Source organism: Bradyrhizobium yuanmingense, from assembly GCF_029167105.1.
GTDB classification, from domain to species: Bacteria; Pseudomonadota; Alphaproteobacteria; order Rhizobiales; family Xanthobacteraceae; genus Bradyrhizobium; species Bradyrhizobium yuanmingense_A.
This window is the reverse complement of sequence record NZ_JARFML010000004.1, coordinates 337,575-363,600: the sequence shown is the minus strand read 5'-3', so window position 1 is coordinate 363,600 and position 26,026 is coordinate 337,575. Positions and strand designations below refer to the sequence as shown.

General features: G+C 65.1%; 23 protein-coding genes and 1 pseudogene. 13 read left to right on the top strand and 11 right to left on the bottom strand.

Annotated features, from left to right (window positions below):
* Positions 1-51: 51 nt before the first annotated feature.
* Genes P0R31_RS08085 through P0R31_RS08075 form a run of 3 tightly spaced genes read right to left on the bottom strand, consistent with a single transcriptional unit; the run spans position 52 to position 3,300 of the window.
* Positions 52-1,062 carry an amino acid ABC transporter substrate-binding protein gene (locus P0R31_RS08085; RefSeq protein WP_275513609.1) on the bottom strand — a complete coding sequence of 337 codons (1,011 nt, stop codon included), beginning with the start codon at positions 1,060-1,062 and terminating at the stop codon, positions 52-54.
* Between the two features lie 12 nt (positions 1,063-1,074).
* Positions 1,075-2,424: an aspartate aminotransferase family protein gene (locus P0R31_RS08080; protein ID WP_275513608.1), complete on the bottom strand. Its 1,350-nt coding sequence runs from the start codon at positions 2,422-2,424 to the stop codon at positions 1,075-1,077.
* 3 nt (positions 2,425-2,427) lie between these two features.
* Positions 2,428-3,300, bottom strand: coding sequence for a MurR/RpiR family transcriptional regulator (locus tag P0R31_RS08075; protein WP_275513607.1), 873 nt, complete (start codon positions 3,298-3,300; stop codon positions 2,428-2,430).
* An 87-nt stretch (positions 3,301-3,387) separates the two neighbouring features.
* Here P0R31_RS08075 and P0R31_RS08070 point away from each other — a divergent pair, with 87 nt between their 5' ends.
* The 3 genes from P0R31_RS08070 to P0R31_RS08060 are packed head-to-tail and all read left to right on the top strand — an operon-like array spanning position 3,388 to position 7,218.
* Positions 3,388-4,569 carry an amino acid ABC transporter permease gene (locus P0R31_RS08070; protein WP_275513606.1) on the top strand — a complete coding sequence of 394 codons (1,182 nt, stop codon included), beginning with the start codon at positions 3,388-3,390 and terminating at the stop codon, positions 4,567-4,569.
* Positions 4,570-4,571: 2 nt separating this feature from the next.
* Positions 4,572-5,681, top strand: coding sequence for an amino acid ABC transporter permease (locus P0R31_RS08065; protein ID WP_275513605.1), 1,110 nt, complete (start codon positions 4,572-4,574; stop codon positions 5,679-5,681).
* Between the two features lie 40 nt (positions 5,682-5,721).
* Positions 5,722-7,218: an extracellular catalytic domain type 2 short-chain-length polyhydroxyalkanoate depolymerase gene (locus P0R31_RS08060; RefSeq protein ID WP_275513604.1), complete on the top strand. Its 1,497-nt coding sequence runs from the start codon at positions 5,722-5,724 to the stop codon at positions 7,216-7,218.
* Positions 7,219-7,331: 113 nt separating this feature from the next.
* On the opposite strand, the gene P0R31_RS08055 is transcribed toward P0R31_RS08060, so the two are convergent.
* The gene (locus tag P0R31_RS08055; RefSeq protein ID WP_275513603.1) at positions 7,332-8,750 is read right to left on the bottom strand and encodes an amidase; all 1,419 of its coding nucleotides are present in this window, start codon (positions 8,748-8,750) and stop codon (positions 7,332-7,334) included.
* Positions 8,751-8,877: 127 nt separating this feature from the next.
* Positions 8,878-9,654 (bottom strand): SDR family oxidoreductase, encoded by a 777-nt coding sequence (locus tag P0R31_RS08050; protein ID WP_275513602.1) that lies wholly within the window; start codon positions 9,652-9,654, stop codon positions 8,878-8,880.
* Positions 9,655-9,807: 153 nt separating this feature from the next.
* Here P0R31_RS08050 and P0R31_RS08045 point away from each other — a divergent pair, with 153 nt between their 5' ends.
* Positions 9,808-10,881, top strand: a complete 1,074-nt coding sequence (locus P0R31_RS08045; RefSeq protein WP_036004872.1) for a tartrate dehydrogenase — start codon at positions 9,808-9,810, stop codon at positions 10,879-10,881.
* Positions 10,882-11,081: 200 nt separating this feature from the next.
* On the opposite strand, the gene P0R31_RS08040 is transcribed toward P0R31_RS08045, so the two are convergent.
* From P0R31_RS08040 to P0R31_RS08020, 5 genes are all read right to left on the bottom strand, one after another.
* A complete protein-coding gene (locus P0R31_RS08040; RefSeq protein ID WP_275513601.1) occupies positions 11,082-11,723 on the bottom strand; it encodes a suppressor of fused domain protein in 642 nt (213 codons plus the stop codon).
* Positions 11,724-11,888: 165 nt separating this feature from the next.
* The gene (locus P0R31_RS08035; protein ID WP_275513600.1) at positions 11,889-12,962 is read right to left on the bottom strand and encodes a malate/lactate/ureidoglycolate dehydrogenase; all 1,074 of its coding nucleotides are present in this window, start codon (positions 12,960-12,962) and stop codon (positions 11,889-11,891) included.
* An 11-nt stretch (positions 12,963-12,973) separates the two neighbouring features.
* Entirely contained in the window at positions 12,974-13,885 is a 912-nt protein-coding gene (locus P0R31_RS08030) for an NAD(P)-dependent oxidoreductase (RefSeq protein ID WP_275513599.1), read from the bottom strand.
* Between the two features lie 12 nt (positions 13,886-13,897).
* The gene (locus P0R31_RS08025) at positions 13,898-15,148 is read right to left on the bottom strand and encodes a Zn-dependent hydrolase (protein WP_275513598.1); all 1,251 of its coding nucleotides are present in this window, start codon (positions 15,146-15,148) and stop codon (positions 13,898-13,900) included.
* Positions 15,149-15,271: 123 nt separating this feature from the next.
* Complete coding sequence (locus P0R31_RS08020) at positions 15,272-16,189, bottom strand: LysR family transcriptional regulator (RefSeq protein ID WP_036004923.1); 918 nt, start codon at positions 16,187-16,189, stop codon at positions 15,272-15,274.
* Positions 16,190-16,309: 120 nt separating this feature from the next.
* Between P0R31_RS08020 and P0R31_RS08015 the strand changes: the two genes are divergently transcribed.
* The 6 genes from P0R31_RS08015 to P0R31_RS07990 all read left to right on the top strand — a co-directional run bounded on the left by P0R31_RS08015 (position 16,310) and on the right by P0R31_RS07990 (position 21,882).
* Positions 16,310-17,125 carry a putative hydro-lyase gene (locus tag P0R31_RS08015; RefSeq protein WP_275513597.1) on the top strand — a complete coding sequence of 272 codons (816 nt, stop codon included), beginning with the start codon at positions 16,310-16,312 and terminating at the stop codon, positions 17,123-17,125.
* Between the two features lie 89 nt (positions 17,126-17,214).
* Positions 17,215-18,459 (top strand): ABC transporter substrate-binding protein, encoded by a 1,245-nt coding sequence (locus tag P0R31_RS08010; protein ID WP_275513596.1) that lies wholly within the window; start codon positions 17,215-17,217, stop codon positions 18,457-18,459.
* A gap of 190 nt (positions 18,460-18,649) precedes the next feature.
* Positions 18,650-19,483 (top strand): branched-chain amino acid ABC transporter permease, encoded by an 834-nt coding sequence (locus tag P0R31_RS08005; RefSeq protein ID WP_240538114.1) that lies wholly within the window; start codon positions 18,650-18,652, stop codon positions 19,481-19,483.
* A complete protein-coding gene (locus P0R31_RS08000; protein ID WP_036004933.1) occupies positions 19,483-20,466 on the top strand; it encodes a branched-chain amino acid ABC transporter permease in 984 nt (327 codons plus the stop codon). Before P0R31_RS08005 ends, P0R31_RS08000 begins: the two co-directional genes overlap by 1 nt.
* Positions 20,463-21,194 carry an ABC transporter ATP-binding protein gene (locus P0R31_RS07995; RefSeq protein ID WP_157281206.1) on the top strand — a complete coding sequence of 244 codons (732 nt, stop codon included), beginning with the start codon at positions 20,463-20,465 and terminating at the stop codon, positions 21,192-21,194. The genes P0R31_RS08000 and P0R31_RS07995 overlap by 4 nt, the downstream gene beginning before the upstream one ends.
* Positions 21,178-21,882: an ABC transporter ATP-binding protein gene (locus P0R31_RS07990; RefSeq protein ID WP_275513595.1), complete on the top strand. Its 705-nt coding sequence runs from the start codon at positions 21,178-21,180 to the stop codon at positions 21,880-21,882. Before P0R31_RS07995 ends, P0R31_RS07990 begins: the two co-directional genes overlap by 17 nt.
* A 325-nt stretch (positions 21,883-22,207) precedes the next feature.
* On the opposite strand, the pseudogene P0R31_RS07985 reads toward P0R31_RS07990, so the two are convergent.
* Positions 22,208-22,879: pseudogene (locus tag P0R31_RS07985) on the bottom strand (aldolase); the annotation flags it as partial.
* A gap of 105 nt (positions 22,880-22,984) precedes the next feature.
* Between P0R31_RS07985 and ltnD the strand changes: the two are divergent.
* Genes ltnD through otnK form a run of 3 tightly spaced genes read left to right on the top strand, consistent with a single transcriptional unit; the run spans position 22,985 to position 25,969 of the window.
* A complete protein-coding gene (ltnD, locus tag P0R31_RS07980) occupies positions 22,985-23,902 on the top strand; it encodes an L-threonate dehydrogenase (protein ID WP_275513594.1) in 918 nt (305 codons plus the stop codon).
* Between the two features lie 13 nt (positions 23,903-23,915).
* The gene (otnI, locus tag P0R31_RS07975) at positions 23,916-24,698 is read left to right on the top strand and encodes a 2-oxo-tetronate isomerase (RefSeq protein WP_275513593.1); all 783 of its coding nucleotides are present in this window, start codon (positions 23,916-23,918) and stop codon (positions 24,696-24,698) included.
* Positions 24,695-25,969: a 3-oxo-tetronate kinase gene (gene otnK / locus P0R31_RS07970; protein WP_275513592.1), complete on the top strand. Its 1,275-nt coding sequence runs from the start codon at positions 24,695-24,697 to the stop codon at positions 25,967-25,969. Before otnI ends, otnK begins: the two co-directional genes overlap by 4 nt.
* Positions 25,970-26,026 lie beyond the last annotated feature (57 nt).

Below are 26,026 nucleotides of genomic sequence, written 5' to 3'. Positions count from 1 at the left end.
GGATTGCTGCGCAATCCGACCTCTCCCCGCAAGCGGGGAGAGGTGAATTGCTTACTTGAACGGAATGGCGTACATCAAGCCGCCTTTGCTCCAGAGACCGTTGAGGCCGCGATCGAGCTTGAGCGGGCTGGCCTTGCCGACATTGCGCTCGAAAATCTCGCCGTAATTGCCGCCGGCCTTGATCGCCTTGACCAGCCATTTGTTGTCGAGCCCGAGCCGCGAGCCGAGGTCGCCGCTGGCCCCCAGCAGCCGCTCGATCGCAGGCGTTTGCGACTTCGTCATCTCGTCGACATTGGCTTGCGTGACGCCGAGCTCCTCGGCCTCGATCAGGCCGTAATGCAGCCAGGTGATGATGTCGCTCCAGACCTCGTCGCCGTTGCGGGTGAAGGGTCCGAGCGGCTCCTTGCTGATGGTCTGCGGCAGCACAATGTAGTCGGCTGCGTTCGGCGCGGCCGTGGTCACCGCGCCGGCGAGGGCCGAAGCGTCCTGGGTCATCGCATCGCAGCGGCCGCCGAAGAAGGTCTGGTACATGGTGTCGACGCGGTCGAACACCAGGGGCTTCCAGTCGATGCCGTTGGCGCGGCCGTAGTCGCCGAGCGTGACCTCGTGCGTGGTGCCCTGCGCGACGCAGACGGTGGCGCCCTTGAGGTCCTTCAGCTCCTTGACGCCGAGGTCCTTCTTCACGACAAAACCCTGGCCGTCGTAGAAGTTGATCGGACCCTGCCGCAGGCCCAGCGTCACGCCGCGCAAATAGGTCTGCGTCGAGTTGCGATAGAGCACGTCGATCTCGCCCGATTGCAGGGCGGTGAAGCGGTTCTGAGCCGTCAGCGAGACGTAGCGCACCTTGGTAGGGTCGCCGAGCACGCCGGCCGCCAGCGCGCGGCAATAATCGACGTCGAGACCCCTGTAATTGCCTTGCGAGTCCGGCGCCGAGAAGCCGGCAAAACCGGCACTGACGCCGCACACCAGCGTGCCGCGGCTCTTCACCGTATCGAGCGTCGCCGCCGCTGCGATCACCGTCGATGCCGCGAGCAGGCCCGCTGCGATAACCACTTTCCTCATACTACTCTCCCCTCACTGATTGACACTACGCAACACGCTGTCGACGGCCGTGCCCAGCTTGTCGACGATCAGGTCGATTTCGTCCGGCGAGGCGATATAGGGCGGTGCCAGCAGCACGTGGTCGCCGCGCACGCCATCGACGGTACCGCCGCTGGGATAGCAGCCGAGGCCACCGGCAAAGGCCTCCGCCTTGATCTTCTGGTGCAGCTTGAGGGCCGGATCGAACGAGGTGCGGCTAGCGCGATCGGCGACCAGCTCGATCGCCCAGAACAGGCCGCGGCCCCTGATGTCGCCGACATGGCGATGATTGCCAAAGCGTTCGGTCAGGCGCCGCTCGAGCTGCCTGCCGCGCTCCTTCACGCGGTCGAGCAGGCCATCCTCGCGGATCACATCCTGCACCGCGAGCGCCGCGGCGCAGGCGAGGGGATGCGCCAGATAAGTGTGGCCGTGCTGGAACGCGCCCGAACCCGAGCGGATGGTGTCGATGATCTTGCCGCTTGCCAGCATCGCACCGATCGGCTGATAGCCGCCGCCGAGCCCCTTTGCGATCGCCTGGATGTCGGGGGCGACACCTTCCTGCTCCCACGCATGCATCGTGCCGGTGCGGCCCATGCCGCACATCACCTCGTCGAGAATGAGCAGCGCACCGTGACGGTCGCAGATCTCGCGCATCGCTTTGAAGTAGCCGTCCGGGGCGGTCACGGCGCCGGCGGTGGCGCCGACGACGGGCTCGGCGAGGAAGGCGGCGACGGTGTCGGGGCCGATCCGCTGGAACTCGGCTTCGAGCTCGGCGGCGAGGCGCGCGACGAACCCCGCGTCCGACTCGCCCTCGCGCTTCTCGCGATAGGCGAACGCCGGCGTGACGTGGCTGAAAGCGGTCGAGAGCAGCGGCGCATAGGGCGCGCGACGCCAGGCATTGCCGCCGGCGGCGAGCGCGCCGAGCGTGTTGCCGTGATAGCTCTGCCGCCGCGCGATGAAGTGCTGCCGCTGCGGCTCGCCGCGCTCGATGAAATATTGCCGCGCCAGCTTGATGCTGGCTTCGATCGCCTCCGATCCGCCGCTGACGAAATAGGCGTAGGCGAGCCCGCCGGGCTCGTGTCCGACCAGTGTTTCAGCAAGTGCTTCCGCCGGCTCGGAGGAGAAGAAAGCCGTATGCGCATAGGCGAGGGTGGACGCCTGCTTGGCCATCGCCGCGATCACGCGCGGATGCTGGTGGCCGAGGCAAGAGACCGCCGCCCCGCCGGAGGCATCGATGATGCGACGTCCGTCCTCGGCGAAGAGATAAACGCCCTCGCCGCCGATCGCCTTTGGCGGGGTTTCGCGCAGCGAGCGATGCAGCACACGGCTGGTGCGAGTGCTCATGGGTCAACCTTTCTCCGGGACGTAGGTGGAGGCAGCAGTGAGCCGCGCCTCGGTGTTTTCCAGCCGCTTCTTCGCGGCGGCGCCGCCGAGCGAGAACGTGACCGCCGCGAGCGACTGCGCGATCGCGATCGCGCCCGTGAGACTGGGGAAAAAGCCGGGCGAGGAGGCTGCCTCGAACAGCAGCACATGGTCGGCGCCTTCGGCCATCGGTGCCGACAGGCTGTCCGCAATCGCGATCAGCGTCGCGCCGCTGCGATGCGCGGCCTGCGCGACGCGGACGCTCGCATGCGTGTAAGGCAGGAAGCCGATGACGATCACGGCCTCGCTTGGCCGGAACGCGCCGAGATCGAGGTCGTCGGGCCCGGACGTGCCGACGAGCTGCACCTGTTCGGGCCGGAACAGGCGCAGCTCGTAGTTCAGGAGTTCCGCGACGCTGCGGCAGCTGCGATAGCCCGCGATCCAGATCCGCTTGGCGTCGTGCAGCGCGCGCGCCGCTTCCGCGATCGGCTGCGCCGGGATGCGCGGAAGGCCGGCGGCCTCGGCCTCGAGCTTGTCGAGGATGAGCGTAACATCGGCGTTCGGCCCGTGACGGCGGCCTCTTGTGCGGCCGGAGAAGGGCGCGGTCTGGGACGGCCGCCGCTCCTCGGTCAGCGCCGCACGCAGCTCGTCCCATCCGGAATAGCCGATCGCTTTCGCAAGCCGCGTGAACGCGGCGGGATCGGCACCGGCTTCCGCCGCGAGATCTCGCATCGAGCGGGTGGTGGCATCGTAGTCGTTGGCGGCGACGAAACGGCCGACCTCCTGTAAGCGCAGGGGGAGCGACGGCAATGCGATGCGCAGTTCGCTCAGGGGCGAGGATTTCGCGGGCTCGGCCATGAAACATTTGTTGCATAAATTTGAGTTCGGTGCAACAGTTGACGTGCGTCGCCGGAAATCGCTGCATTCGACGAAGGATTTTGTGCTGTGACCGCCGATCATCCCAGGCCGCCGTCGCGCCGCCGCTTTGTGCTCGGCCGCAACCAATTGAAGGGCCTGTTCTGGCAGGTCCTGGTGGTCGGCATCGCGACCGCAGTGATCGCCTTCCTCTGGTCCAACACCGTCACTAATCTGTCGGCCCGCCGCATCACGACCGGCTTCGCCTTTCTCGGGCGCGAGGCCGGCATGCCGATTGCCGACAGCCTGCTCGCCTACAATCCCGGGGATACCTACCTCTGGGCCTTCGTCGTCGGCGTCGCCAACACCTTGCGCGTCGCCGTGATCGGCATCGTGCTCGCGACGATCCTCGGCACGCTGATCGGGATCTCGCGGCTGTCGGCCAATTGGTTGCTGTCGCGGCTTGCCGCGGTCTATGTCGAAACGCTCCGCGACATCCCGCTGCTGCTCCAGCTGCTGTTCTGGTACGTGCTGATGCAGGCGCTGCCGGCTGCACGTGCCGCCTGGCGGCCCGTCGAGGGCATATTCCTGTCCAATCGCGGCCTGATCCTGCCGGCGATCCCGTTCGGCCCGCCGCAGCTCACGGTGCTCGGCACCGCGGTGCTGGGCTGTGCGGTGTTCTTCCTCTTCCGTCGCTGGTTGGTCGCACAGCAGATGCGCGACGGCAAGCCGCGGCCGGCCTGGCCGTCTGCGCTCGGCCTCATCGTCGTGGTGCCGGCGGCGGTCTCGCTGGTGCTCGGCGTGTCCTGGACGGTCGAGTGGCCGCAGCTGCGCGGCTTCAATTTCGTCGGCGGGCTGACGCTCGCGCCGGAATATTTCGCGCTGCTGATCGCACTGGTGACCTACACCTCCGCCTTCATCGCCGAGATCGTGCGCAGCGGCATCCAGTCGGTGCCACGCGGGCAATGGGATGCCGCCAACGCACTCGGCCTGCGTCGCAGCTTCATGCTGCGGCAGATCATCCTGCCGCAGGCGCTGCGCGTCATCGTGCCGCCGATGACGAGCCAGTATCTCAACTTGACCAAGAACTCCTCGCTCGCGGTCGCGATCGGCTACCAGGACGTGGTCTCGATCGCCAACACGACGCTGAATCAGACCGGACAGGCCATCGAAGCCATCGCGCTGATCATGGCGGTGTTCCTGACCATCAGCCTTTCGATCAGCTTCTTCATGAACTGGTACAATGCGCGCATCGCGCTGGTGGAGCGCTGATCATGACCGCGATCACGGACATCCCCGATGCACCCCGGGCCGCTCGCCGACCGCAGCTGGGCAATCCGGTGCTGCACTGGCTGCGCAAGAATCTGTTCTCCTCGATCCCGAATGGGATCATCAGCGTCCTGCTGCTGGTGCTGCTCGCGAAGGGCATTTTCAGCTTCGTGCAATGGGGCATCGCCAATGCGGTCTGGCTGACGCCCACCAACGATTCCAGCGCCTGTCGCGCCGCGCGTGGCCTCGGCGCCTGCTGGGCCATCGTCCCCGAGAAGTATCGCTTCATCCTGTTCGGCACCTATCCGTTCGACGAGCAGTGGCGGCCGGCACTGTCGGTCGTGCTGTTCATCGCACTGTACTACCTCTCGACCCGCCGCGCGCTGTGGCGGCGCGAGCTGGTCTATCTCTGGATCGGTGCACTGGCGCTGATCAGCGTGCTGATGTGGGGCGGCGTGCTCGGCCTGTCCTTCGTCTCGCAGGACCGCTGGGGCGGCTTGCCCGTGACGCTGATCCTGGCGACGTTCGGCCTCGCTGTCGGCTTTCCGCTCGGTATTCTGATCGCGCTCGGGCGGCGCTCGAAGCTGCCGGCGATCCGCTCGCTCAGCGTGCTCTATGTCGAGCTGATCCGCGGCGTGCCGCTGGTGAGCCTGCTGTTCATGGCGAGCGTGATGTTTCCGCTATTCATGCCGGCCGGATTCAACATCGACAAGCTGCTGCGCGCGCAGATCGCGATCATCCTGTTCGCCGGCGCCTACCTCGCCGAAGTGATCCGCGGCGGGCTTCAGGCCGTGCCGCGCGGGCAATATGAAGCCGCCGACGCGCTCGGCCTGTCCTACTGGCGCAAGCACCGGCTGATCATCCTGCCGCAGGCTATCCGCCACGTCATTCCGCCGCTGGTCAACACCTTCATCGCCTTCTTCAAGGACACCAGCCTGGTGCTGATCATCGGCATCTTCGACCTGCTGACGACGGCGAAGACCGCGATCATCGATCCCGCCTGGCAGCAGTTTTCGGTCGAGGTCTACATCTTCGCGGCAGCGATCTATTTCGTCTTCTGTTTCGCGATGTCGCGCTACAGTCGCAGCCTGGAGGCGCCGGCAACGCCGAAGTGACGGTTTCTGGTTTGGTGCCGCTTGTTTGCGCTTGCGCCGATTGCCGATCTTGATCTCTAGTACCAGAGGTTGCTCCTGCGGTCGATTTGGCGAGGCTGTCATGCGCGTGGCCGTTTTGCGGCAATTCACCGCCGCCCAGATCTGCGTCCTGATCTTCACAACCACTCTCGGCGTGTCATCGTGCGCCGCGGAGGGGTTACGGCGCTATCGCGCGCCGATCGGTGAGAGTTCGATTTCAGGAATTTCGTCGGGCGCGTTCATGGCCGTTCAGTTCGGCACGGCATGGTCGTCGGTGATCAAGGGCGTCGGTGTGGTCGCGGGCGGCCCTTACTGGTGCGCAAAGGCGGACGCGTTTGATGCCATCACCTGGTACTGGGGGCCGATCCGGCGGGCCACGGGTGCATGCATGAAAGGGCCGGCGTCGGATCTGAATCCGAAGGATTTTACGGCAAAGGCCGACGCGAAGGCCGCAGCGGGCGAGATCGACCCTCTCAGCCATGTCGGCAGGCAGAAGATCTATCTCTTTCACGGCTACAATGACGCGATCGTCGACAAGGCCGCGACCGATGCGGCCGCCGATTTCTATCGCCATTATCTGGGGGATGCCAATCGCGGCAACTTGTTCTATCAGGCCTCGCTCGGCGCGGGCCACTCGTTCGTCGTGGCGAAACAGGGCGCACCCGGGCTCAACGACTGCAAGGCCAACACGGCGCCCTATATCGACCAATGCGGCTATGACCAGGCCGGCGTCATCCTGCAGCATATTTACGGCCGCCTGAATCCGCCCAATGCCGCGCAGCTTGCAGGTTCAGTGAAGAGCTTTGATCAATCGATCTATACCACGCCGCATCTGCCCGACGCGTTGAGCATGGGCGATACCGGCTATGTGTTCGTACCCAGGGATTGCGAGCAGGGCAGTCCGTGTCGCGTCCACGTCGCGCTCCACGGATGCAAGCAGGACGTCGCCGATATCGGACGCAAATTCGTGGATGAGGCCGGCTACAATGAGTGGGCGGACACGAACCGCATGATCATTCTCTATCCGCAGACCAAGACCAGCCCATACTGGCCAAGCAATCCGCAGGCCTGTTGGGATTGGTGGAGTTACGTCAACCATCAGGATAGCTACGTGACGAAGTCCGGATCGCAAATCAAGGCGATCAAGGCGATGCTGGATGCGCTCACGGCCGCTGCCGCGGCGCCTGCCGGCGCGACCGCGCCCTCGCTATCGGCACCGCAGTCGCTCACGGTGATCGATACGTCGGATAGCGGCGCTGACCTGGCCTGGTCTCCAGGAGACGACGGAACAACCTACCGGGTTTCGCGTGCGGGACCCGATGGTGCGTTCCAAGCGGTTGGCGACGTGACAGGCGCGAGCTTTGGGGATTCCGGTTTGACGCCGCAAACAACATATCGATGGCGTGTCTCGGTCATTCTGAACGGGGCGGTGGGCCCGAGCTCCGAGGAGGCGACCGGCACCACGCGATCGACGCCTCCTCGCTGCGATAATCCAGGCTCCTGCCCGATCGCCAAATAGCGAACCGAGCAGCCGTCCCAGCCTGGAAGGCAACCAGCGGGAGGTGAGGTCTCATGTCCCGGACAAGGGGCAGCGCGCTAGCGCTGCGCCGCGTCCGGAGCACGAGAGTGAGGCTAGTTCTTCACCTTCGGATCGATCGGCGTCGTGCCGCGCAGGTCCAAAATATCCTCCAGCACCTTCGCCCCGGCAATCACCTGCGCGTCGGCGCGCGGCGCGCCGACCACCTGGACGCCGACTGGCAGGCCCGAGGCCGTGAAGCCGCAGGGCAGGGAAAGAGACGGGCAGCAGGCCAGCGTGATGGCGTAGACGATGCCGAGCCACTCGACGTAGTTTTCGAACCTCTTGCCGGCGCATTCGGCGACATAGCGATGCTCGATCGGGAAGGGCGGAACGATCGTGGTCGGCGTCAGCAACAGATCGTAGCTCTTGAAGAACTCGATCGCCCGCGCCGTCATGCCGACGCGCTGCGCCTCGGCGCGCGCGAGCTGCTCGACCGTGAGCTTGAGGCCTTCCTCGATGTTCCAGATCACTTCGGGCTTGAGCAGGTCGCGCTTGGTGCGCAGCAGATTGGCCTTGGTGATCGCGAAATCGAAGGCGCGCAGCACGTGGAAGCATTCATGCGCCTCGCGCCAATCCGGATGCGCCTCCTCGACGATGGCGCCGGCTTCGGCGAAACGTTCGGCGGCCTTTCGCGTGATCGCCTTCACTTCGGGGTCGACCGGGGTGATGCCGAGATCGGGCGAATAGGCGATGCGCTTCGGCCGCTTGCCCGCCTGGGCCGCCGACAGGAACGAGGTTGCGGGAGCCGGCAGGGACAGCGGATCGTCGGCATAGTCGCCGCTCATGGCGTCCAGCAGCAGCGCGAGATCCTCGACGTTGCGCGCCATCGGGCCGACCACGCCGAGATTGCGATCGATGCCGGACTTGGGGGTATGCGCGACGCGGCCGATGCTCGGCCGCATGCCGACGACGCCGCAGAAGGCCGCGGGGCTGCGCAAGGATCCGCCCATGTCGGAGCCTTGGGCGAGCCAGGCCATGCCGGTTGCAAGCGCCACCGCCGCGCCGCCGGAGGAGCCCGCGGCCGATTTCCTCGTGTCCCAGGGATTGAGCGTCGCGCCGAACACCTCGTTGAAAGTGTTGGCGCCGGCCCCGAATTCCGGCGTGTTCGACTTGGCGTAGACGACCGCGCCGTTGGCCTCGAGGTTCTCGACCATGAGGTCGGACTTCGCGGGGATGTTGTCCTTGAAGATCGGCGAGCCCTGCGTGTTCAACACGCCCGCAACGTCGGTCAGATCCTTGATCGGCACCGGCAGCCCGGCGAGCAGCCCGCGCGCGCCGGCCGGCTTCTGCATCAGCGTCTTCGCGCTCTCCCGCGCGCGATCGAAGCACAGCGTCGGCAGCGCGTTGACCTTGCCGTCGACCTCCTCGATGCGCTTCTCCACCACGTCCAGGAGCTCGAGCGGCGAGACGTCGCCGGAGCGCAGCTTGTCGACGACGGTGCAGGCGGTTTCGCGGATCAGATCCTGGGACACTTAGTTTTACTCCTGTGCTTATTCGAGGCCCGTCATTGCGAGGAGCGAAGCGACGAAGCAATCCAGACCGGTTGCTGCAGAGGCATTCCTGGATTGCTTCGCTGCGCTCGCAATGACGAGAATAGAGTTAACCCCACCCGGCGCTGATGCCGCCGTCGACCGTGTAGATCACGCCCGACGTATAGCCAGCGCGATCCGAAGCCAGGAACGCCATGAGGTCGCCGATCTCGCGCGCATGCGCGGGACGGCCGAGCGGCAGGCTCTTCTGGAATTCCTTGTAGCGGCTCTCGTCGCCGAACTGGTGCTTGGCCCGCGTCTTGAGCAGGGTGACGTGGCGGTCGGTGCCGACGGGGCCGGGATTGATGCCGACCACGCGGATGTTGTCGGCCAGGCTCTTGCCGCCGAGCGCCCGTGTGAACGCCATCAGCGCGGCATTGCCGGCGCTGCCGCAGATGTAGTTGGCATCGAACTTCTCGCCGGCCGCGCCGATGTCGTTGACGATGACGCCGCCACCCCTGGCTTTCATCTGGGCGTAGATGTAGCGCGTCAGGTTGATATAGCCGAACACCTTCAATTCCCAGGCGTGCCGCCAGGTCGCCTCGTCGATCTTGTCGATCGAGCCGCCGGGGATGTCGCCGGCATTGTTGACGAGCACGTCGATGTCGGCGGCTTCTTTCGCCAGCCGGGCCACGTCCGTTTCCTTGCGCAGATCGACGATGCTCGTTGTGGCGTCGATCTGGTGCGCGGCGCGCAAACGGTCGGCCAGCGCCTTGAGCTGATCGCCGCTACGCGCCGCGAGGAGGAGATGCGCGCCTTCCTCGGCGAAGGCCTCGGCGGCGGCTGCGCCAATGCCCTTGGACGCGCCGGTGATCAGGACGCGCTTGCCGCGCAGATGCAGATCCATGGGGGTACTCGTTCGTGGGAACAGGATCAAATCAGTAGGCGCTTGGCCGCGCCATGGTCAACATTGCAGTGCAGCGTTGCACTGCCGCCGCGTTTGGTCCATTGCAGTGCAGTCAGAAGGCGGCGACTGCCGGACCAACCAAGGACGTTCTCGATGAGCAAGAAGCAATACCGGATCGCGGTCATTCCCGGCGACGGCATCGGCAAGGAGGTGATGCCCGAGGGCCTGCGCGTTTTGGAGGCGGCGGCGAAAAAGCACAACGTCTCGCTGCATTTCGACCATTTCGACTTCTCCTCTTACGACTATTACGAGAAGCACGGGCAGATGATGCCTGATGACTGGAAGGAGAAGATCGGCAAGCACGATGCGATCTATTTCGGTGCGGTCGGCTGGCCGGCCAAGATCCCGGACCACGTCTCGCTGTGGGGCTCGTTGATCAAGTTCCGCCGCGAGTTCGACCAGTACGTGAACCTGCGCCCGGTGCGATTGATGCCCGGCGTGCCGTCGCCGCTGGCGGGGCGCAAGCCCGGCGATATCGATTTCTGGGTGGTGCGCGAGAACACCGAAGGCGAATATTCCTCGGTCGGCGGCCGCATGTTCCCGGACACCGACCGCGAGTTCGTGACGCAGCAGACGGTGATGACCCGTACCGGCGTCGACCGCATCCTGAAATTCGCCTTCGAGCTCGCGCAGTCGCGGCCCAAGAAACACCTGACCTCGGCGACCAAGTCCAACGGCATCTCCATCACCATGCCCTATTGGGACGAGCGCGTGGAGGCAATGGCCAAGAAGTTTCCGGGCGTGAAGTGGGACAAGTATCACATCGACATTCTCACCGCGAACTTCGTGCTGCATCCGGACTGGTTCGACGTCGTGGTCGGCTCCAACCTGTTCGGCGACATCCTCTCCGACCTCGGCCCGGCCTGCACCGGCACCATCGGCATCGCTCCGTCCGGCAACATCAACCCCGAGGGCGATTTCCCATCCGTATTCGAGCCGGTGCACGGCTCGGCGCCCGACATCGCAGGCCAGGGCATCGCCAACCCGATCGGCATGATCTGGTCCGGCGCGATGATGTTCGAGCATCTCGGCGAGAAGGAAGCCGGCAAGTCGATCGTCGAGGCGATCGAGCGCACGCTCGCCGAACGCACCCTGCGCACCAAGGATCTCGGTGGCAACGCCGATACCACGGCGTGCGGCAAGGCGGTTGCGGATATGGTGGATTAGTACGGCGCTTCACCCTCTCCCCTTGTGGGAGAGGGTGGCTCGCCGCAAAGCGGCGAGACGGGTGAGGGGTCTGTTGTCTCCGCAGATGCAGACCTATTAGTCCTAAAATTGCTCGCCGAGAGAACCCCTCATCCGGCGCTTCGCGCCACCTTCTCCCACAAGGGGAGAAGGGAAAGGCAGCAGTGCTTTTGGTCTATGCCTCAAACATACGACTTCCGCGCCGGATCGAAGATCGGCGGATAGTCGTTCTCGTCGAGCAGATCGAGCAACGGATCGAGCCCCCTGGACTTGATCAGCCCGAGCTCCTGATGCGAGATCAGGTTCACGGTCAGGATCTCCACCGGGTCGCCGGCGATCTTCAGCGCTTCGGCGATCTCCTTGTCGGGGCCGATGATCGGTGTGAGCAACAGGAACGTCTGGAAGTCCGTTCCTGCAACCGGCGGCCACGGAAGCGCGACGCGATGGCCGAAGCCGAACCAGGTCGTGTCGATGAACGGCAGATTGGCCAGCCAGCGCAGATTGGCGCAAACGTCCTGCGTCGGCTCGCGGACGTACCACATCAGCTCGGCCCGGGGCTTTGCGTCCCCGGGGACGCCGTGCATCCGTTGCTCGCTCATGCCGTTGGTGAGAAGGACATAGCCTTCGTCGGAGCCCTCCTGGCAGACCGGGACGAAATCGCGGCCGAAGGCGTGGATGTCGATGCGGCGCTCTGCGTAGTCCGTGAATGTGCGCTCGGGCTCGCCAAGCTCGCTCTCGTAGATGGCGAGCCGTTGCCGGTAGAGATCGGATCCGGGCGACGGAAGGTTTGAGCCGGACACGAATTTTGCGAGACGGGAGAGCATGCGAACCTCGGGCGGATGCAATCGGATATCCGCATGGTCGCAAGGTCATGCGGGGCGGTTCAAACCCGTCCCGCGAGCACGTCGATATCTTCGCCGCAGTCCAGTCTCTCTTGCGCGATTGTGCATGAGGAGCGAGGCGAGGCCAAGGAACGCGCCTCGTTCCGATCAGCTCGCGATCTTCTCGATCGCCGTCTGTTCCAGCCCGAACTTCCTCCCGGCATCCAGGATCTCCTGCCAGGTGGTCGGATCGACCGGAATGCCTTCGGCGAGGCGCTTCGTCTTGGTCTCGCGCTCGGGATCGCCGGCGATCCTGACCTTGTCGACGCCGGGGGCAGGCGGCGAGCCGGTGTGCCAGGCCACGAAGCTCTCGACTTCGCGTGCGAGGTTCTCGCCGGTGCCGAGCTTGCCGGGGTCGATGACGATCGAGAGCATGCCGTTGATGACATTGTGCTTGCCGTCCGACGAGCCCTTGACCACCTGCCCGCCGGAGAGCGCGCCGCCGAGGATTTCACACACCAGCGCAAGGCCCGAGCCCTTGTGCTCGCCGAACGGCAGGATCGCGCCGTAGGGCGGGATCACGGTGTAGCGCGGGTTGATCGTGGGCTTGCCCTCGTGATCAATGATGGTGCCGACCTCGAGCTCGACGCCCTTGTTATGGGCAACACGGGTCTTGCCCTGCGCGATCCTGCTGGTGGCGAAGTCAAGCACAATGGGATCCTTGCCGGCGCGCGGGATGCCGACGCAGAACGGGTTGGTGCCGTGGCGTGCGTCGCTGCCGCCCCAGGGCGCCACGATCGGCCGCGAGATCACGTTGACGAAGTGGATCGAGACCAGGCCGTGGTCGATGCATTGCTCGGCCCAGTGGCCGATGCGGCCGATGTGATGCGAATTTGAGAGGCCAACAAGGCAGACACCGTTCTTCTTTGCGCGCTCGGCCGCGAGCTCCATCGCTTCATGGCCGATCACCTGGCCGTAGCCGGTGAGGCCGTCGAGGGTGAGAAGCGGGCCGGTGTCGAGCACGATCTTGACGTGCGAGTTCACGGCGAGGCCGCCATTGGTGACGCTCTGGACGTAGCGCGGAATCATGCCAACGCCGTGCGAGTCGTGTCCCTTCAGATTGGCTTCGACGAGATTGGTGGCCACGAGCTCGGCCTCGCGGTCCGAGGAGCCGCCGGCCCTGACGATGGCATGGATGGCCTTGGTGAGCGGCTCAGCCTTGATGATGCGATAGTCGGCCATTGTTGTTGCTCTTATCCCTTCACGATCCGGCGGCAATGGACCCACGCCGCTTCAATCAGGTTCTCGCTCGCCTCCGGCGTGCGGAAGGCCGAATGCGCCGACAGCGTCACGTTCGGCAGCCTCGTCAGCGGATGATCGCCGGGCAGCGGCTCGATGTTGAAGACATCGAGGCCGGCGTGGCGGATATGGCCGGACTTCAGCGCCTCGATCATGGCCGCTTCGTCGACAATCGCGGCACGGGCGGTGTTGATGAGGATGACGCCGCGTTTCATCGCAAGGATCTTATCGCGCGTGATCATGCCGCGTGTCTCGTCGTTGAGCAGCAGGTGCAGCGACACCACGTCGCTTCTGGCCAGCACGCTGTCGAGGTCGGTGAATTCGACGCCCGCGTGGCTCTTCGGCGAGCGGTTCCAGGCGATCACCTTCATGCCGCTGCCGGACGCGATGCGCGCGACCTCCGCGGCGATGCCGCCGAAGCCGATCAGGCCGAGCGTCTTGCCGGTGAGCTGCATGCCGTCCTCGCGCAGCCAGTTCCCGGCGCGCATCTCGCGGTCCATCATCGCGATGACGCGGGCCGACGCCCACATCAGCGCGATCGCGGATTCTGCAACCGCCGTGTCACCGTAGCCCTTGATCAGATGCACGGAGATGCCGAGCTGGCTAAGCTCTTCCGGATTCATGTAGCTGCGCGCGCCGGTGCCGAGGAACACGACGTGCTTCAGCCCGGTGCATTTCTTCGCGACCTCGGTCGGCAGTGCGGTGTGGTCGACGATCGCGATCTCGGCGCCGTCGAGAACTTCAGGATATTGCTCGGGCGTGATGTCGGGATTCCTGTTGATCCGCACCTTGGGATCACCGGGCTTCTCCAGCCGCTCCATGATCACGGCCAGCGATTCATTGGCGTCGACGAAAACTCCGCGCATGGTTCTCTCCGCTCAGGATGCGACGCCGGCGATCGCCAGCACGGTATGCATGAGGACGTTGGTGCCCGCGGCACAGTCGGCCTGCGTCGCATCCTCCAGCTCGTTGTGGCTGATGCCGTCCTTGCAGGGCACGAACACCATCGCCGCCGGCATGATCGTGTTGAGGTTGCAGGCGTCATGGCCGGCGCCGGAGGTGATGCGGCGCGAGGAATAGCCGAGCGTCTTGGCGGCGTTCTCGACGGCGGCAATCAGCTTCGGATCGAAATGCGTCGGCGGCTTGCGCCAGACGAGATCGATCTTGACCTCGACCTTGCGGCGCGCGGCGATCTCGGCGATCGCCGCACGCAGATCGCGGTCGAGCGCATCCATGATAGCGCCATCGGCACTGCGGCAATCCATGGTGAAGGCGATCTCACCGGGAATGACGTTACGCGAGGGATTGGCGATCACGGCCTCGCCGATGGTGCCGACGGCGTTCGGTCCGTGCTTCTTCGCGATGGCCTCCATCGCCAGCACGATCTCCGACAGCGTGGCCAGCGCATCGCGCCGCAGCGGCATCGGCGTCGAGCCCGCATGGCTCTCGAAACCGGAGATCTTGCCGTCGTACCAGAGCACGCCCTGGCCGGAATCGACCACGCCGATGGTCTTGCCTTCGGCTTCGAGGATCGGCCCCTGCTCGATGTGCAGCTCGACGAAGCAGCCGAGCTTCTGGAAGCCGACCGGCTTGTCGCCGCGATAGCCGATGCCGTCGAGCGCCTGGCCGACGGTGGTGCCCTCGGCGTCCTTGCGCGACAAAATGTCGTCGGTGGTGAAGTCGCCGACATAGGCGGCAGAGGCCATCATCGCAGGTGCGAAACGCGAGCCTTCCTCGTTGGTCCAGTTCACGACGCAGATCGGCGCCTCGGTCTCGATGCCGGCATCGTTCAGCGTGCGGATCACCTCCAGCGCGCCGAGCGTTCCCAGGATGCCGTCATACTTGCCGCCGGTCGGCTGGGTGTCGAGGTGCGAGCCGATGCCGACGGGCAGCTTCGACATGTCGCGGCCCTTGCGCAGGCCGAACTGTGATCCGAGCGCGTCGACGTGGACCTCCAGTCCGGCATCCTCGCAGGCCTTGCGGAACCAATCGCGCACCTGCTTGTCTTCACGGCTCAACGTCAGCCGCCGCACGCCGCCTTTGGCCGTCGCGCCGAATTGCGCGGTCTCGTGGATGGAGCCCCACAGGCGGGCAGAATCGATTTGCAGGTTGGTGGCGGCTCGGCTCATGCGGTCGTTTCCATTTGTCGCTGTCATTCCGGGGCGCCCGAAGGGCGACCCCGGAATCTCGAGATTCCGGGTCTGGTGCTTACGCACCATCCCGGAATGACGGGAGAAAGTCCGGCGCCTTTTTCAATGACGCGCCTGTGCGGGCGCGTCAACCGCGAGGCTGCTCTGCGCAATTTGCCGTGCAAGCTCGGCGACGCGCTCCACGGCGACGACATCGGGCGAGGCGAGCCAGCTCGCGGTGAAGGTCAGCGGCGCGATGGAAAGATCGGTGTCGAGTAGCTGCAGGCGTCCGTCGGCAAGCTCGTTCTCGACGATGGCGTCGGGGATCACGGCAATGCCGAGTCCCTCGACCGCCATGTGGATGACGGTCGCCAGCGAAGCGGATGCATGCAGCCGGATCGGCGGCAGCTCCGGCCGGTCGAACACCTCGCGTACGACCTCGTAGGGCTTGGTCTTGCGCGGGAAGGTGATGATCGGAAACCGCGCGAGGTCCGCCGGCGTCACCGGGCCCTTGCCGAGCCCGAGCGAGGGACTTGCGAGGAAGCCGATCGGATAATCGGCGAGCACGCGGTTGTGCACGCCGGAGGCGGACAGCGGTCCGACCACGAAGGCGAGCTCGATCTCCTGCGCGAGCAGGCGCGCGGTGAGGTTCGGCGTGATGTCGACCTCGATCTCCAGCGACAGGTTCGGATAGACCTCGTTCACGCTCTTGACGAGCCGCGGCAGCCAGGTGTGCACGATGGTCTCGGCGACGCCGAGCCGCATCACGCCGCGCATCGCGGAAGCATCGCCGATCTCCGCCATCATCGCGGCGCGCAGGCCGATCAGCTTCTCCGCATAGACCATCATCTGCCGGCCGCTCGGGGTCGGGGAGGCGATGCGGTGATCGCGGTTCAGGAGCTTCACGCCCATCTCGCGCTCGAGCTGGGCGATGCGCTGGGAGATCGCCGGCTGCGTGGTGTTGAGCCGTTGCGCGGCGCCGCGGAAGCTGCCGAGCTTCACGACCCATAGGAACGTCTCGATCGACCTGAAGTCCAGCATTGGAAGGATTTTCCCGATCGATAAATCAGATTTATCGATATTGATTAGAAACGAAGATTAGACTTTATAGCACGCTTGGTGTTGGCTTGTCTTTGTCGAGTTTATAGGCAGGTCGATCACATGACTGTTTTGGTGGCAGCGCAGCAAACTGAAACACCCGACGTCCTCCCGAGCCGCAAGGCCCGGCTCGCCTACCGTGAGGGGCTGGTCGCCTCCACCGCCGGCGTCGCTCCCGGATATGTCCAGGGCAATCTGGCGATCCTGCCGGCGGAATATGCCGGTGCCTTCCACCGCTTCTGCCAGCTCAATCCCAAGCCGTGCCCGATCATCGGCATGTCCGATGTCGGCAGCCATTACATCCCCTCGCTCGGTGCCGATCTCGACATCCGCACTGACGTGCCACGCTACCGCGTCTGGCGCGACGGCGAAATCGTGGACGAGCCGACCGACGTGAAGAGCTATTGGCGCGACGACCTCGTCACCTTCGTGCTCGGCTGCTCGTTCTCGTTCGAGGAGGCTCTGCTCGAGGAGGGCATGCCGATCCGCCACATCGAAAAGAACGTGCGCGTGCCGATGTACCGCACCAACATCGCCTGCGGTGTATCAGGTCCGTTCGCCGGCCCAATGGTGGTGTCGATGCGTCCGTTCAAGCCGGCCGATGCGATCCGCGCGGTGCAGATTACCTCGCGCTATCCGGCGGTGCACGGCGCGCCCGTGCATCTCGGCCATCCGCATCTGATCGGCATCACGGATATCGCCAAGCCCGACTACGGTGATCCGGTGCCGGTCGCGGCTGACGAGATCCCGGTGTTCTGGGCCTGCGGGGTGACGCCGCAATCGGTGATCAACGCCGCGAAGCTGCCGTTCGCGATCACGCATTCGCCCGGCCTGATGCTGGTGACCGATCTCAAGAACAGAAACATGGCCGTGATTTAGTGGGCAGCGTCTGCTGCTTCTTCAGGCTTTACCGCATCCACCAATCGCTTCATTCGATCAGCCGAAATTCAGTAACAGGGGACTTTGCCATGACGATCACTCGCCGCGACGTGTTGTTGGGAGCCACCGCCACTGCCGCTCTCGTGCCGCTGGCAGCGCGCGCACAGACGACGGAAGTCGTGATCGGCGTGATCTATCCGTTCTCGGGCGGCAGCGCGCAGCAGGGCGTCGACGCGCAGAAGGCCTATGAGACCGCGCTCGAAGTCATCAACAAGGACAGCGATTTCGACCTGCCGCTGGCGAAGGGCGAAGGCCTGCCGGGTCTCGGCGGCGCCAAGATCCGCCTCGTGTTCGCCGACCATCAGGCCGATCCGCAGAAGGGCCGCGCCGAGGCCGAGCGCCTGATCACGCAGGAGAAGGTCTGCGCCGTCATCGGCACTTACCAGAGCGCGGTGGCCGTCACCGTCAGCCAGATCTGCGAGCGCTATCAGGTCCCGTTCCTGTCCGCCGACAATTCCTCGCCGAGCCTGCACCGCCGCGGCCTGAAATATTACTTCCGCGCCTCGCCGCACGACGAGATGTACTCGGCCGCGATGTTCGACTTCTTCGACGCCATGAAGAAGAAGGACACCAAGATCGAGACGCTGTCGCTGTTCCACGAGGACACCATCTTCGGCACCGATTCCGGCAATGCCCAGACCAAGATCGCCGGCGAGCGCGCCTATAAGATCGTCACCGACATCAAGTATCGCGCCAACTCGCCCTCGCTCTCGGCCGAGGTGCAGCAGCTCAAGACTGCCAATGCCGACGTGCTGATGCCGTCGAGCTACACCACCGACGGCATCCTCCTGGTCAAGACCATGGCCGAGCTCGGCTACAAGCCGAATGCGATCGTGGCGCAGGACGCCGGCTTCTCCGAGAAGGCGCTCTACGATGCCGTCGGCGACAAGCTCGAAGGCGTGATCTCGCGCGGCACCTTCTCGCTCGACCTCGCGCAGAAGCGGCCGATGGTCGGCAAGATCAACGAGATGTTCAAGGCCAGGTCCGGCAAGGATTTCAACGATCTCACCTCGCGCCAGTTCATGGGCCTGATCATCCTCGCCGACGCCATCAGCCGCGCCAAGTCGACCGACGGCGAGAAGATCCGCGATGCGCTTGCCGCGACCGACATCCCCGGCGAAAAGACCATCATGCCCTGGAAGCGCGTCAAGTTCGACGAGATGGGCCAGAACAACGATGCCGATCCGGTGCTGCTGCAATATGTCGGCGGCAAGTTCGTTACCATCTTCCCGCCGCAGGCCGCGATCGCCGAGGCGATCTGGCCGATGAAGTAAGCGCTAGCGGACTGGGACAGTAGTTCCCGCCCTCATCCTGAGGGCGGGCGCAGCCCGCGTCTCGGAGGACGAGGGCGGGCCATCCTTCGAGACGCGCGCTGGTGCGCACTCCTCAGGATGAGGTCGGAGTGTGGGGGACGATGCAGTGACAGCCCAAGCCATTATCCAGAGTCTCGCGAGCGGCCTTCTGATGGGCCTGCTCTACGGATTGATCGCGGTCGGCCTCGCGCTGATCTTCGGCCTGATGGACGTCACGAACTTCGCCCATGGCGAATTCCTGATGATCGCGATGTATCTGTCCTTCTTCCTGTTCGCGTTTTTCGCCATCGATCCCTTGCTGTCGGCGCCGCTGGTCGCTGCGGCACTCTTCATATTCGGAGCGGTCGTCTATCTGCTCCTTGTACGCTTCGCCATGCGGGCCAAGGCCAATGCCGGCATGGTGCAGATCTTCACCACCTTCGGGCTTGCCATCGTCATGCGCGGGCTTGCGCAGTACTTCTTCACGCCGGACTATCGCAGCATTCCGCAGTCCTGGCTCGGCGGCAAGACCATCTCGGTCGGCGGCATCTTCCTGCCGGAGCCGCAACTGGTCGGCGCGCTGGTCTCGATCGCGGCCTTCGCAGGTCTCTACTTCTTCATCCACCGCACTGATTTCGGCCGCGCGATCGAAGCGACCCGCGAGGATCCCGGGGCAGTCGCGCTCGTCGGCATCGACAAGAACCGCGTGTTCGCATTCGGCTGGGGCCTCGGCGCCGCGCTGGTCGGCCTCGCCGGCGCGATCATGGCGGTGTTCTTCTACATCTATCCCGATGTCGGCGCCTCCTTTGCGCTGATCGCCTATGTCACGGTTGCGCTCGGCGGCTTCGGCAGCGTGTTCGGCGCCTTCGCCGGCGGCATCATCGTCGGTCTCGTCGAAGCCGTCACCGCGCTGGTGCTGCCGCCGTCGCTGAAATCGGTCGGCATCTACTCGGTCTATCTCCTGGTCGTCTTCATCCGGCCGCGCGGCCTGTTCGGATCGATGTGATGGACAAGGATTTTGCAGCGCGGCGCCGCCGCGATCTCATCATCGCCGCAGCTCTGGCCACCATTGCCGCGCTGACGCCGTTGTTCGTGAAGGACGTCGTCGTCCAGAACATCCTGATCCTGACGTTGATGTATGCGGGATTGTCGCAGAGCTGGAATATCCTGTCCGGCTATTGCGGCCAGATCTCGCTCGGCCACGCGCTGTATTTCGGCCTGGGTGCCTACACCACCGAGTTGCTGTTCACGAAATTCGGCGTGCTGCCCTGGTTCGGCATGCTGGCAGGCGGCGTCGTGTCGGCGCTGATCGCGATGGGGCTCGGCTATCCCTTCTTCCGTCTGCGTGGCCATTACTTCGTGATCGCCACCATCGTCATCGCCGAAATCGGCCTGCTTCTATTCCATAATTGGGAATGGGCCGGCGCCGCGATGGGTATCACCATTCCGATCCGTGGCGACAGCTGGCTGAAATTCCAGTTCCTGCGCACCAAGCTGCCGTACTTCTATTTCGCGCTGGCGCTGTGCTGCCTCGCCTGGTTCGTAACGTGGTGGCTGGAAAACTCCAAATGGGGATTTTGGTGGCGGGCGGTCAAGGACAACCCTGAGGCGGCCGAGAGTCTCGGTGTCGACGTGTTCAATTCCAAGATGGGCGCGGCCGCGGTATCCGCCTTTCTGGTCGCCGTCGGCGGCAGCTTCTACGCACAGTTCGTCTCCTACATCGATCCGGAAAGCGTCATGGGCTTTCAGTTCTCGCTGCTGATGGCGCTGCCTGCCGTGCTCGGCGGCATCGGTACCCTCTGGGGGCCGGTGTTGGGGGCGGCCATCCTGATCCCGCTGACGGAGCTGACGCGCTTCAAGTTCGGCGGCTCGGGACGGGGTGTCGACCTCATTGTCTACGGCACGTTGATCGTCCTGATCTCGCTGGCCCTGCCGCGCGGTCTGCTCAGCCTGTTTTCGCGTCCGAAGAAGACGGGAGCTGCCCGATGAGCGCGCTGCTCGAAACCCGCGGCGTCTGGCAGCGCTTCGGCGGCCTCGTCGCCAACAGCGACGTCTCGATCTCGGTCGGCCGCGGCGAGATCGTCGGCCTGATCGGCCCCAACGGCGCCGGCAAGTCGACGCTGTTCAATCTGATCGCCGGCGTGCTGCCGCCGACGCAAGGCTCGATTCTATTCGATGGCGAGGACGTCACCAAACTGCCGGCGGCCGAACGCTGCCGGCGGGGCATCGGCCGCACCTTTCAGGTCGTGAAGAGCTTCGAGACCATGACGGTCATCGACAACGTCATCGTCGGCGCCCTCGTGCGCAACACGGTGATGCGCGAGGCGCGCCGCAAGGCGCATGAGGTGCTGGAATTCACCGGGCTCGCCGCGCGCGCCGACGTACTCGCCAGCGACCTCGTGCCGGCCGAGAAGCGCCGCCTCGAAGTCGCGCGGGCACTTGCGACCGAACCGAAGCTGCTGCTGCTCGACGAGGTCCTCACCGGCCTGACGCCGACCGAGGCGCAGACCGGTGTTGCGCTCGTGCGCAAGGTGCGCGATGCCGGCATCACCGTCCTGATGGTCGAGCATGTCATGGAGATCGTGATGCCGCTGGTCGACCGGGCCATCGTGCTCGATCTCGGCAAGGTGCTGGTCGAGGGCAAGCCTGCCGACGTCGTGCGCGATCCCAAGGTGATCAAGGCATATCTGGGAGATCGTCATGCTGTCGGTGCGTGAAGTCACCACCGCCTATCAGGGCCTGGTCGCGATCTCCGCGGTCTCGATCGAGGTCCAGAAGGGCGAGATCGTTTGCGTGGCCGGCGCCAACGGCGCGGGCAAGTCGACCCTGCTGAAATCCATCGCCGGCGCCGAGCGCCCGCGCTCGGGTAGCGTGACCTTCGACGGCAAGCGCCTCGACGGCATGGCGCAGCACCACATCACCGCGACCGGCATCGCCTATGTGCCGGAAAATCGCCGCCTGTTCCCGCGCCTGTCCGTGCGCGACAATCTGCGTCTCGGCAGCTACCTCTATCGGGGCGAAGCGAACCGTGAAGAGCCGCTCGACCTCGTGTTCAAGCTGTTCCCGCGTCTCCAGGAACGTCTGGAGCAGCGCGCCGAGACGCTCTCCGGCGGCGAGCAGCAGATGCTCGCGATCGGCCGCGCCCTGATGACGCGCCCGCGGCTGTTGATGCTGGACGAACCCTCGCAGGGCATCATGCCGAAATTGGTGGATGAGATCTTCCAGGCGGTGAAGCGCATCCGCGACGCCGGCATGACCGTGCTGATCGTCGAGCAGCGTATGGCCGAGTGCCTCGAGATCGCCGACCGCGCCTACATTCTGCAGACCGGCCGCGTGCTGATGCAGGGCGCAGCAAGCGAGATCAAGGGAAATCCCGATGTGCGGAAGGCGTATCTGGGGCTGTGACGCAGGTTCGTAGCCCGGATGGAGCACAGCGAAATCCGGGGTCTAGCCCGCCGCGCTAAAAGTCCCGGATTACGCTTCGCTCCATCCGGGCTACGATACTCTAACTAGTATTGTCGTCCGCATCTCGTTTTGCCTCTGATGCGGCTATCAACATGCGCTCGACGATCGCTTCAAATTCATCCTTCCCGATCGGGTCAGTCTTGGCCATCTGGTCGTAGGATTTGATGGACTTCGGCCACCAATGATGATGACGTCCGGCCTTATCAAGCACACGGGCCGCGGCTTCGACCTCCGCGTCGGTGGGGCGTTCTGTTGTGGGTGGTGCATGTGCGTGCCCATGCTCCGGCAGCGTCACCCCGAATACCTTCACCAGGTCCATCACCTGCTCCGCTGACAAGTACCGCGGATTCATCCCGCGCAGCAGCAGATACAGCTTCGCCGTCTCCTCCAGCTCTTCTGTTGCGAACACCGCCGCCTCCAGCGTGTCGCCGGCGACGACCGGGCCGTGATTGGCGAGCAGCACGGATGAATATTTCCCGGCCAGTCCCTTGATCGCATCCGCGACCGCGGGATCGCCGGGACGGTAATAGGGCACGAGCGCGGTGGCGCCGCATTTCATCAGATAATAGGCCGTCATCGGCGGCAGCGCGGCGCGCGGATCGATCTCGGGCAGCATCGACAGCGCCACCGAATGGGTGGAGTGCAGGTGCACGATGGCCCGCGCGCTTCCGCGCGTATCGTAAAGCGCCGTGTGCAGCGGAACTTCTTTAGTCGGAGCATCGCCCGAAACCAGCCGGCCCCGGCTATCCAGCCGCGACAGCTTCGCCGGGTCGAGGAAGCCGAGCGAGGCATTGGTCGGGGTCACCAGCCAGCCGCCATCGTCCAGCTTGACGCTGATATTGCCGGAGGAGCCCGGCGTCAGCCCGCGCTCGAACAGGGATCGTCCGAAGCGGCAGATGTCCTCGCGCAGCCGTGTTTCATTGCTCATGGCCGTCATGCTTGCTTGTCTCACGCTTTGGCAGCGCGGCCAAGCCGTGTTATTCGGTTGCCAAGCTGCCGCAAAGGGCAGCTATTGGGAAACGTTCGCAAGGGTCAGTTGCATATGTCCGCCTCCACGTCACAAAGTCAGCGTATCGCCGTTGTCGGGCTCGGCTCGATGGGCTTTGGCATGGCGACCTCGCTCAAGCGCGCCGGCCATGCCGTGACCGGCTGCGACGTCTCGGCGGATGCCGTCGCGCGTTTCGTGAAGGACGGCGGCGCGGGGGCCAAGACGCCGGCCGAAGCGGCCAAGGACGCTGGCATCGTCGTCAGCGTGGTGGTCAATGCGGCGCAGACCGAAACCATCCTGTTCGGCAAGGATGGCGCCGCCGAGACCATGCCGAAGGACAGCGTGTTCGTCTCCTCGGCGACGATGGATCCCGACGTGGCGCGCCGTCTTGCCAAGCAGCTGGAGGCGACCGGCCGGCACTATCTGGATGCGCCGATCTCCGGCGGGGCGCAGCGCGCCGCGCAAGGCGAATTGACGATTCTTGCCTCAGGCAGCTCGGCCGCTTTTGCCAAGGCGCGGCCGGCGCTCGATGCCATGGCCGCAAAGCTCTACGAGCTCGGCGATGCCGCCGGGCAGGGCGCTGCGTTCAAGATGATCAATCAGCTGCTCGCCGGCGTTCATATCGCCGCCGCCAGCGAAGCCATGGCGTTCGCAGCCAAGCAGGGCCTCGACATCCGCAAGGTCTACGAGGTGATCACGGCCTCGGCCGGCAATTCCTGGATGTTCGAGAACCGCATGCCGCACGTGCTCGACGGCGACTACACGCCGCGAAGCGCGGTGGAGATTTTCGTCAAGGACCTCGGCATCATCCAGGACATGGCGCGCAGCGCCCGATTCCCCGTGCCGGTCTCCGCCGCCGCGCTCCAGATGTTCCTGATGACATCGGCCGCCGGCATGGGCCGCGACGATGACGCATCGGTCGCGCGCATGTATGCGCAGGTCACCGGCGTCAAGCTGCCCGGCGACAAGTAACAGAGGATCTCCAATGCCCCGTTTCGCCGCCAATCTCTCGATGATGTTCACCGAGGTGCCGTTCCTCGACCGCTTCGATGCCGCCGCGCAAGCGGGCTTCACCGCGGTGGAATTTCTGTTTCCGTACGAGCATCCCGCCGAGGCCGTCGGCGAACGGCTCAAGCGCAACGGCCTGACCCAGGCGCTGTTCAACCTGCCGCCGGGCGACTGGAACGCCGGCGAGAAGGGCTTTGCCGCTCTGCCATCACGCTTCTCCGATCTCAAGGCGAGCCTGGAGACAGCGCTGCCTTATGCCAAGGCGACCGGCGTCAAGCGCCTGCACCTGATGGCCGGCATCGCCAACCGCGGCGAGCGCGTCGCGATCGAGGCCTTCTACAAATCTGTGGCATGGGCTGCCGAGTTTTTTGCGCCGCACGGCATCGACATCGTGATCGAGCCGATCAATGCCCGCAACGTGCCCGGCTACTTCCTCAACGATTTCGGCTTCGCGCGGGATCTGATCCAGGAGCTGAGGCTTGCGAACCTGAAGCTCCAGTTCGACATCTATCACTGCCAGATCATCCATGGCGACGTCACCATGCGGCTGCGCGAGATGATGCCGATCATCGGCCACGTCCAGATCGCCAGCATTCCCTCGCGCAACGAGCCCGACGGCGAGGAGCTGAACTATCCGTTCCTGTTCGCTGAGCTCGACCGGCTCGGCTATGCCGGCTTCGTCGGCTGCGAATACAATCCGCGCGGCAAGACCACCGATGGGCTTGCCTGGTTCAAGCCCTATGCGGGAGTGAAGCCGTGACCCCAGCGTTAGGCTGCATCGCCGACGACTACACCGGCGCCTCCGATCTCGCCAACACGCTGACGCGCGCAGGCCTGCGCACCGTCCAGACCATCGGCATCCCTGCCGACGATCTCGCGCTACCCGAGGTCGATGCCGTCGTGGTGTCGCTCAAGAGCCGCTCGATCGAGGCCGGCCTTGCCGTGTCGCGCTCGCGCGCCGCGGACAAATGGCTGCGCGGCCGCGGCGCCGGCCACGTGCTGTTCAAGATCTGCTCGACCTTCGATTCCACCGACGCGGGCAATATCGGCCCGGTCATGGATGCGCTGCGCACCGATTGCGGCGAGGCGAATGTTCTGGTGACACCCGCCTTTCCGGAGACCGGGCGCACCGTCTATCAGGGCAATCTGTTCGTCGGCGCCGTGCCGCTCAACGAGAGCCCGCTGAAGGACCATCCGCTCAACCCGATGCATGATTCCAACCTGGTGCGCGTGCTGGCGCGACAGAGCAGCACGCAGATCGGCCTCGTCGATCTCGCCACCGTCGCGCGCGGCGCGGAGGCCGTGCGGGCACGGCTGGCCGAGCTCGCCGCCAGGGGCATCGGTGCTGCGATCATCGACGCCGTGTTCGACCGCGACCTCGAGACCATCGGTCTCGTCGCCGCTGAACGTCTTCTGTCGGTCGGCGCGTCCGGCATGGGCCTCGGGCTTGCGCGCGCGCTGGTGTCGACGGGCAAGGTGAAGCCGGCACCGAGCGGCGAAACCGGCGCGGCCGTCGGCGGCCTGGCGGCATGCCTTGCCGGCAGCTGCTCGCAGGCGACGCTTCAGCAGATCGCCAGCGCCGAACGCATCATGCCGGTGCTTCATCTCGATCCGGAGCGGATCGTCGCGGGCGCCGCTGAAGCGCAGCGTGCGCTGGACTGGGCGAGGCCGCGGCTTGCGGAAGGTCCGGTGCTGATCGCTTCGAGCGCGACGCCGGACGCCGTTGCGGCCGTGCAGGCACGCCATGGCCGCGATGCCGCAGGCCACGCCATCGAGCAGGCCATGGCCGGCATCGCCGAGGGTCTGGTGCAGGCCGGCGTCCGTCGCTTGATCGTCGCCGGTGGCGAGACATCCGGCGCGGTGGTCGATCGGTTGAAGATTCCGGGATTTCTCGTAGGAGTAGAAATCGCGGCGGGAGTCCCGGTGCTGCGCGCGGTCGGTGCAAGCTCCGGCGAGATGTTGCTCGCTTTGAAATCCGGAAACTTTGGCGGTCCGGACTTCTTCTCCGACGCGCTTAGGCTCATGCGCTGAGCGCAGAGCCTCCTTAGTCCGTCGTTCATTTCTTTCGGCTTCGGTACTCGTACGGAG

Coding starts and splice junctions, on each gene's coding strand:
- P0R31_RS08040 (WP_275513601.1), bottom strand. CDS start 11,723: ATGCTCTCCCGTCTCGCAAAATTCGTGTCCGGCTCAAACCTTCCGTCG.
- P0R31_RS08065 (WP_275513605.1), top strand. CDS start 4,572: ATGACCGCGATCACGGACATCCCCGATGCACCCCGGGCCGCTCGCCGA.
- P0R31_RS08080 (WP_275513608.1), bottom strand. CDS start 2,424: ATGAGCACTCGCACCAGCCGTGTGCTGCATCGCTCGCTGCGCGAAACC.
- P0R31_RS08085 (WP_275513609.1), bottom strand. CDS start 1,062: ATGAGGAAAGTGGTTATCGCAGCGGGCCTGCTCGCGGCATCGACGGTG.
- P0R31_RS08030 (WP_275513599.1), bottom strand. CDS start 13,885: ATGCGCGGAGTTTTCGTCGACGCCAATGAATCGCTGGCCGTGATCATG.
- P0R31_RS08000 (WP_036004933.1), top strand. CDS start 19,483: ATGGACAAGGATTTTGCAGCGCGGCGCCGCCGCGATCTCATCATCGCC.
- P0R31_RS08015 (WP_275513597.1), top strand. CDS start 16,310: ATGACTGTTTTGGTGGCAGCGCAGCAAACTGAAACACCCGACGTCCTC.
- ltnD (WP_275513594.1), top strand. CDS start 22,985: ATGTCCGCCTCCACGTCACAAAGTCAGCGTATCGCCGTTGTCGGGCTC.
- otnI (WP_275513593.1), top strand. CDS start 23,916: ATGCCCCGTTTCGCCGCCAATCTCTCGATGATGTTCACCGAGGTGCCG.
- P0R31_RS08025 (WP_275513598.1), bottom strand. CDS start 15,148: ATGAGCCGAGCCGCCACCAACCTGCAAATCGATTCTGCCCGCCTGTGG.
- P0R31_RS07995 (WP_157281206.1), top strand. CDS start 20,463: ATGAGCGCGCTGCTCGAAACCCGCGGCGTCTGGCAGCGCTTCGGCGGC.
- P0R31_RS08035 (WP_275513600.1), bottom strand. CDS start 12,962: ATGGCCGACTATCGCATCATCAAGGCTGAGCCGCTCACCAAGGCCATC.
- P0R31_RS08045 (WP_036004872.1), top strand. CDS start 9,808: ATGAGCAAGAAGCAATACCGGATCGCGGTCATTCCCGGCGACGGCATC.
- P0R31_RS08010 (WP_275513596.1), top strand. CDS start 17,215: ATGACGATCACTCGCCGCGACGTGTTGTTGGGAGCCACCGCCACTGCC.
- P0R31_RS08075 (WP_275513607.1), bottom strand. CDS start 3,300: ATGGCCGAGCCCGCGAAATCCTCGCCCCTGAGCGAACTGCGCATCGCA.
- P0R31_RS08005 (WP_240538114.1), top strand. CDS start 18,650: ATGGGCCTGCTCTACGGATTGATCGCGGTCGGCCTCGCGCTGATCTTC.
- P0R31_RS08050 (WP_275513602.1), bottom strand. CDS start 9,654: ATGGATCTGCATCTGCGCGGCAAGCGCGTCCTGATCACCGGCGCGTCC.
- P0R31_RS08020 (WP_036004923.1), bottom strand. CDS start 16,189: ATGCTGGACTTCAGGTCGATCGAGACGTTCCTATGGGTCGTGAAGCTC.
- P0R31_RS07990 (WP_275513595.1), top strand. CDS start 21,178: ATGCTGTCGGTGCGTGAAGTCACCACCGCCTATCAGGGCCTGGTCGCG.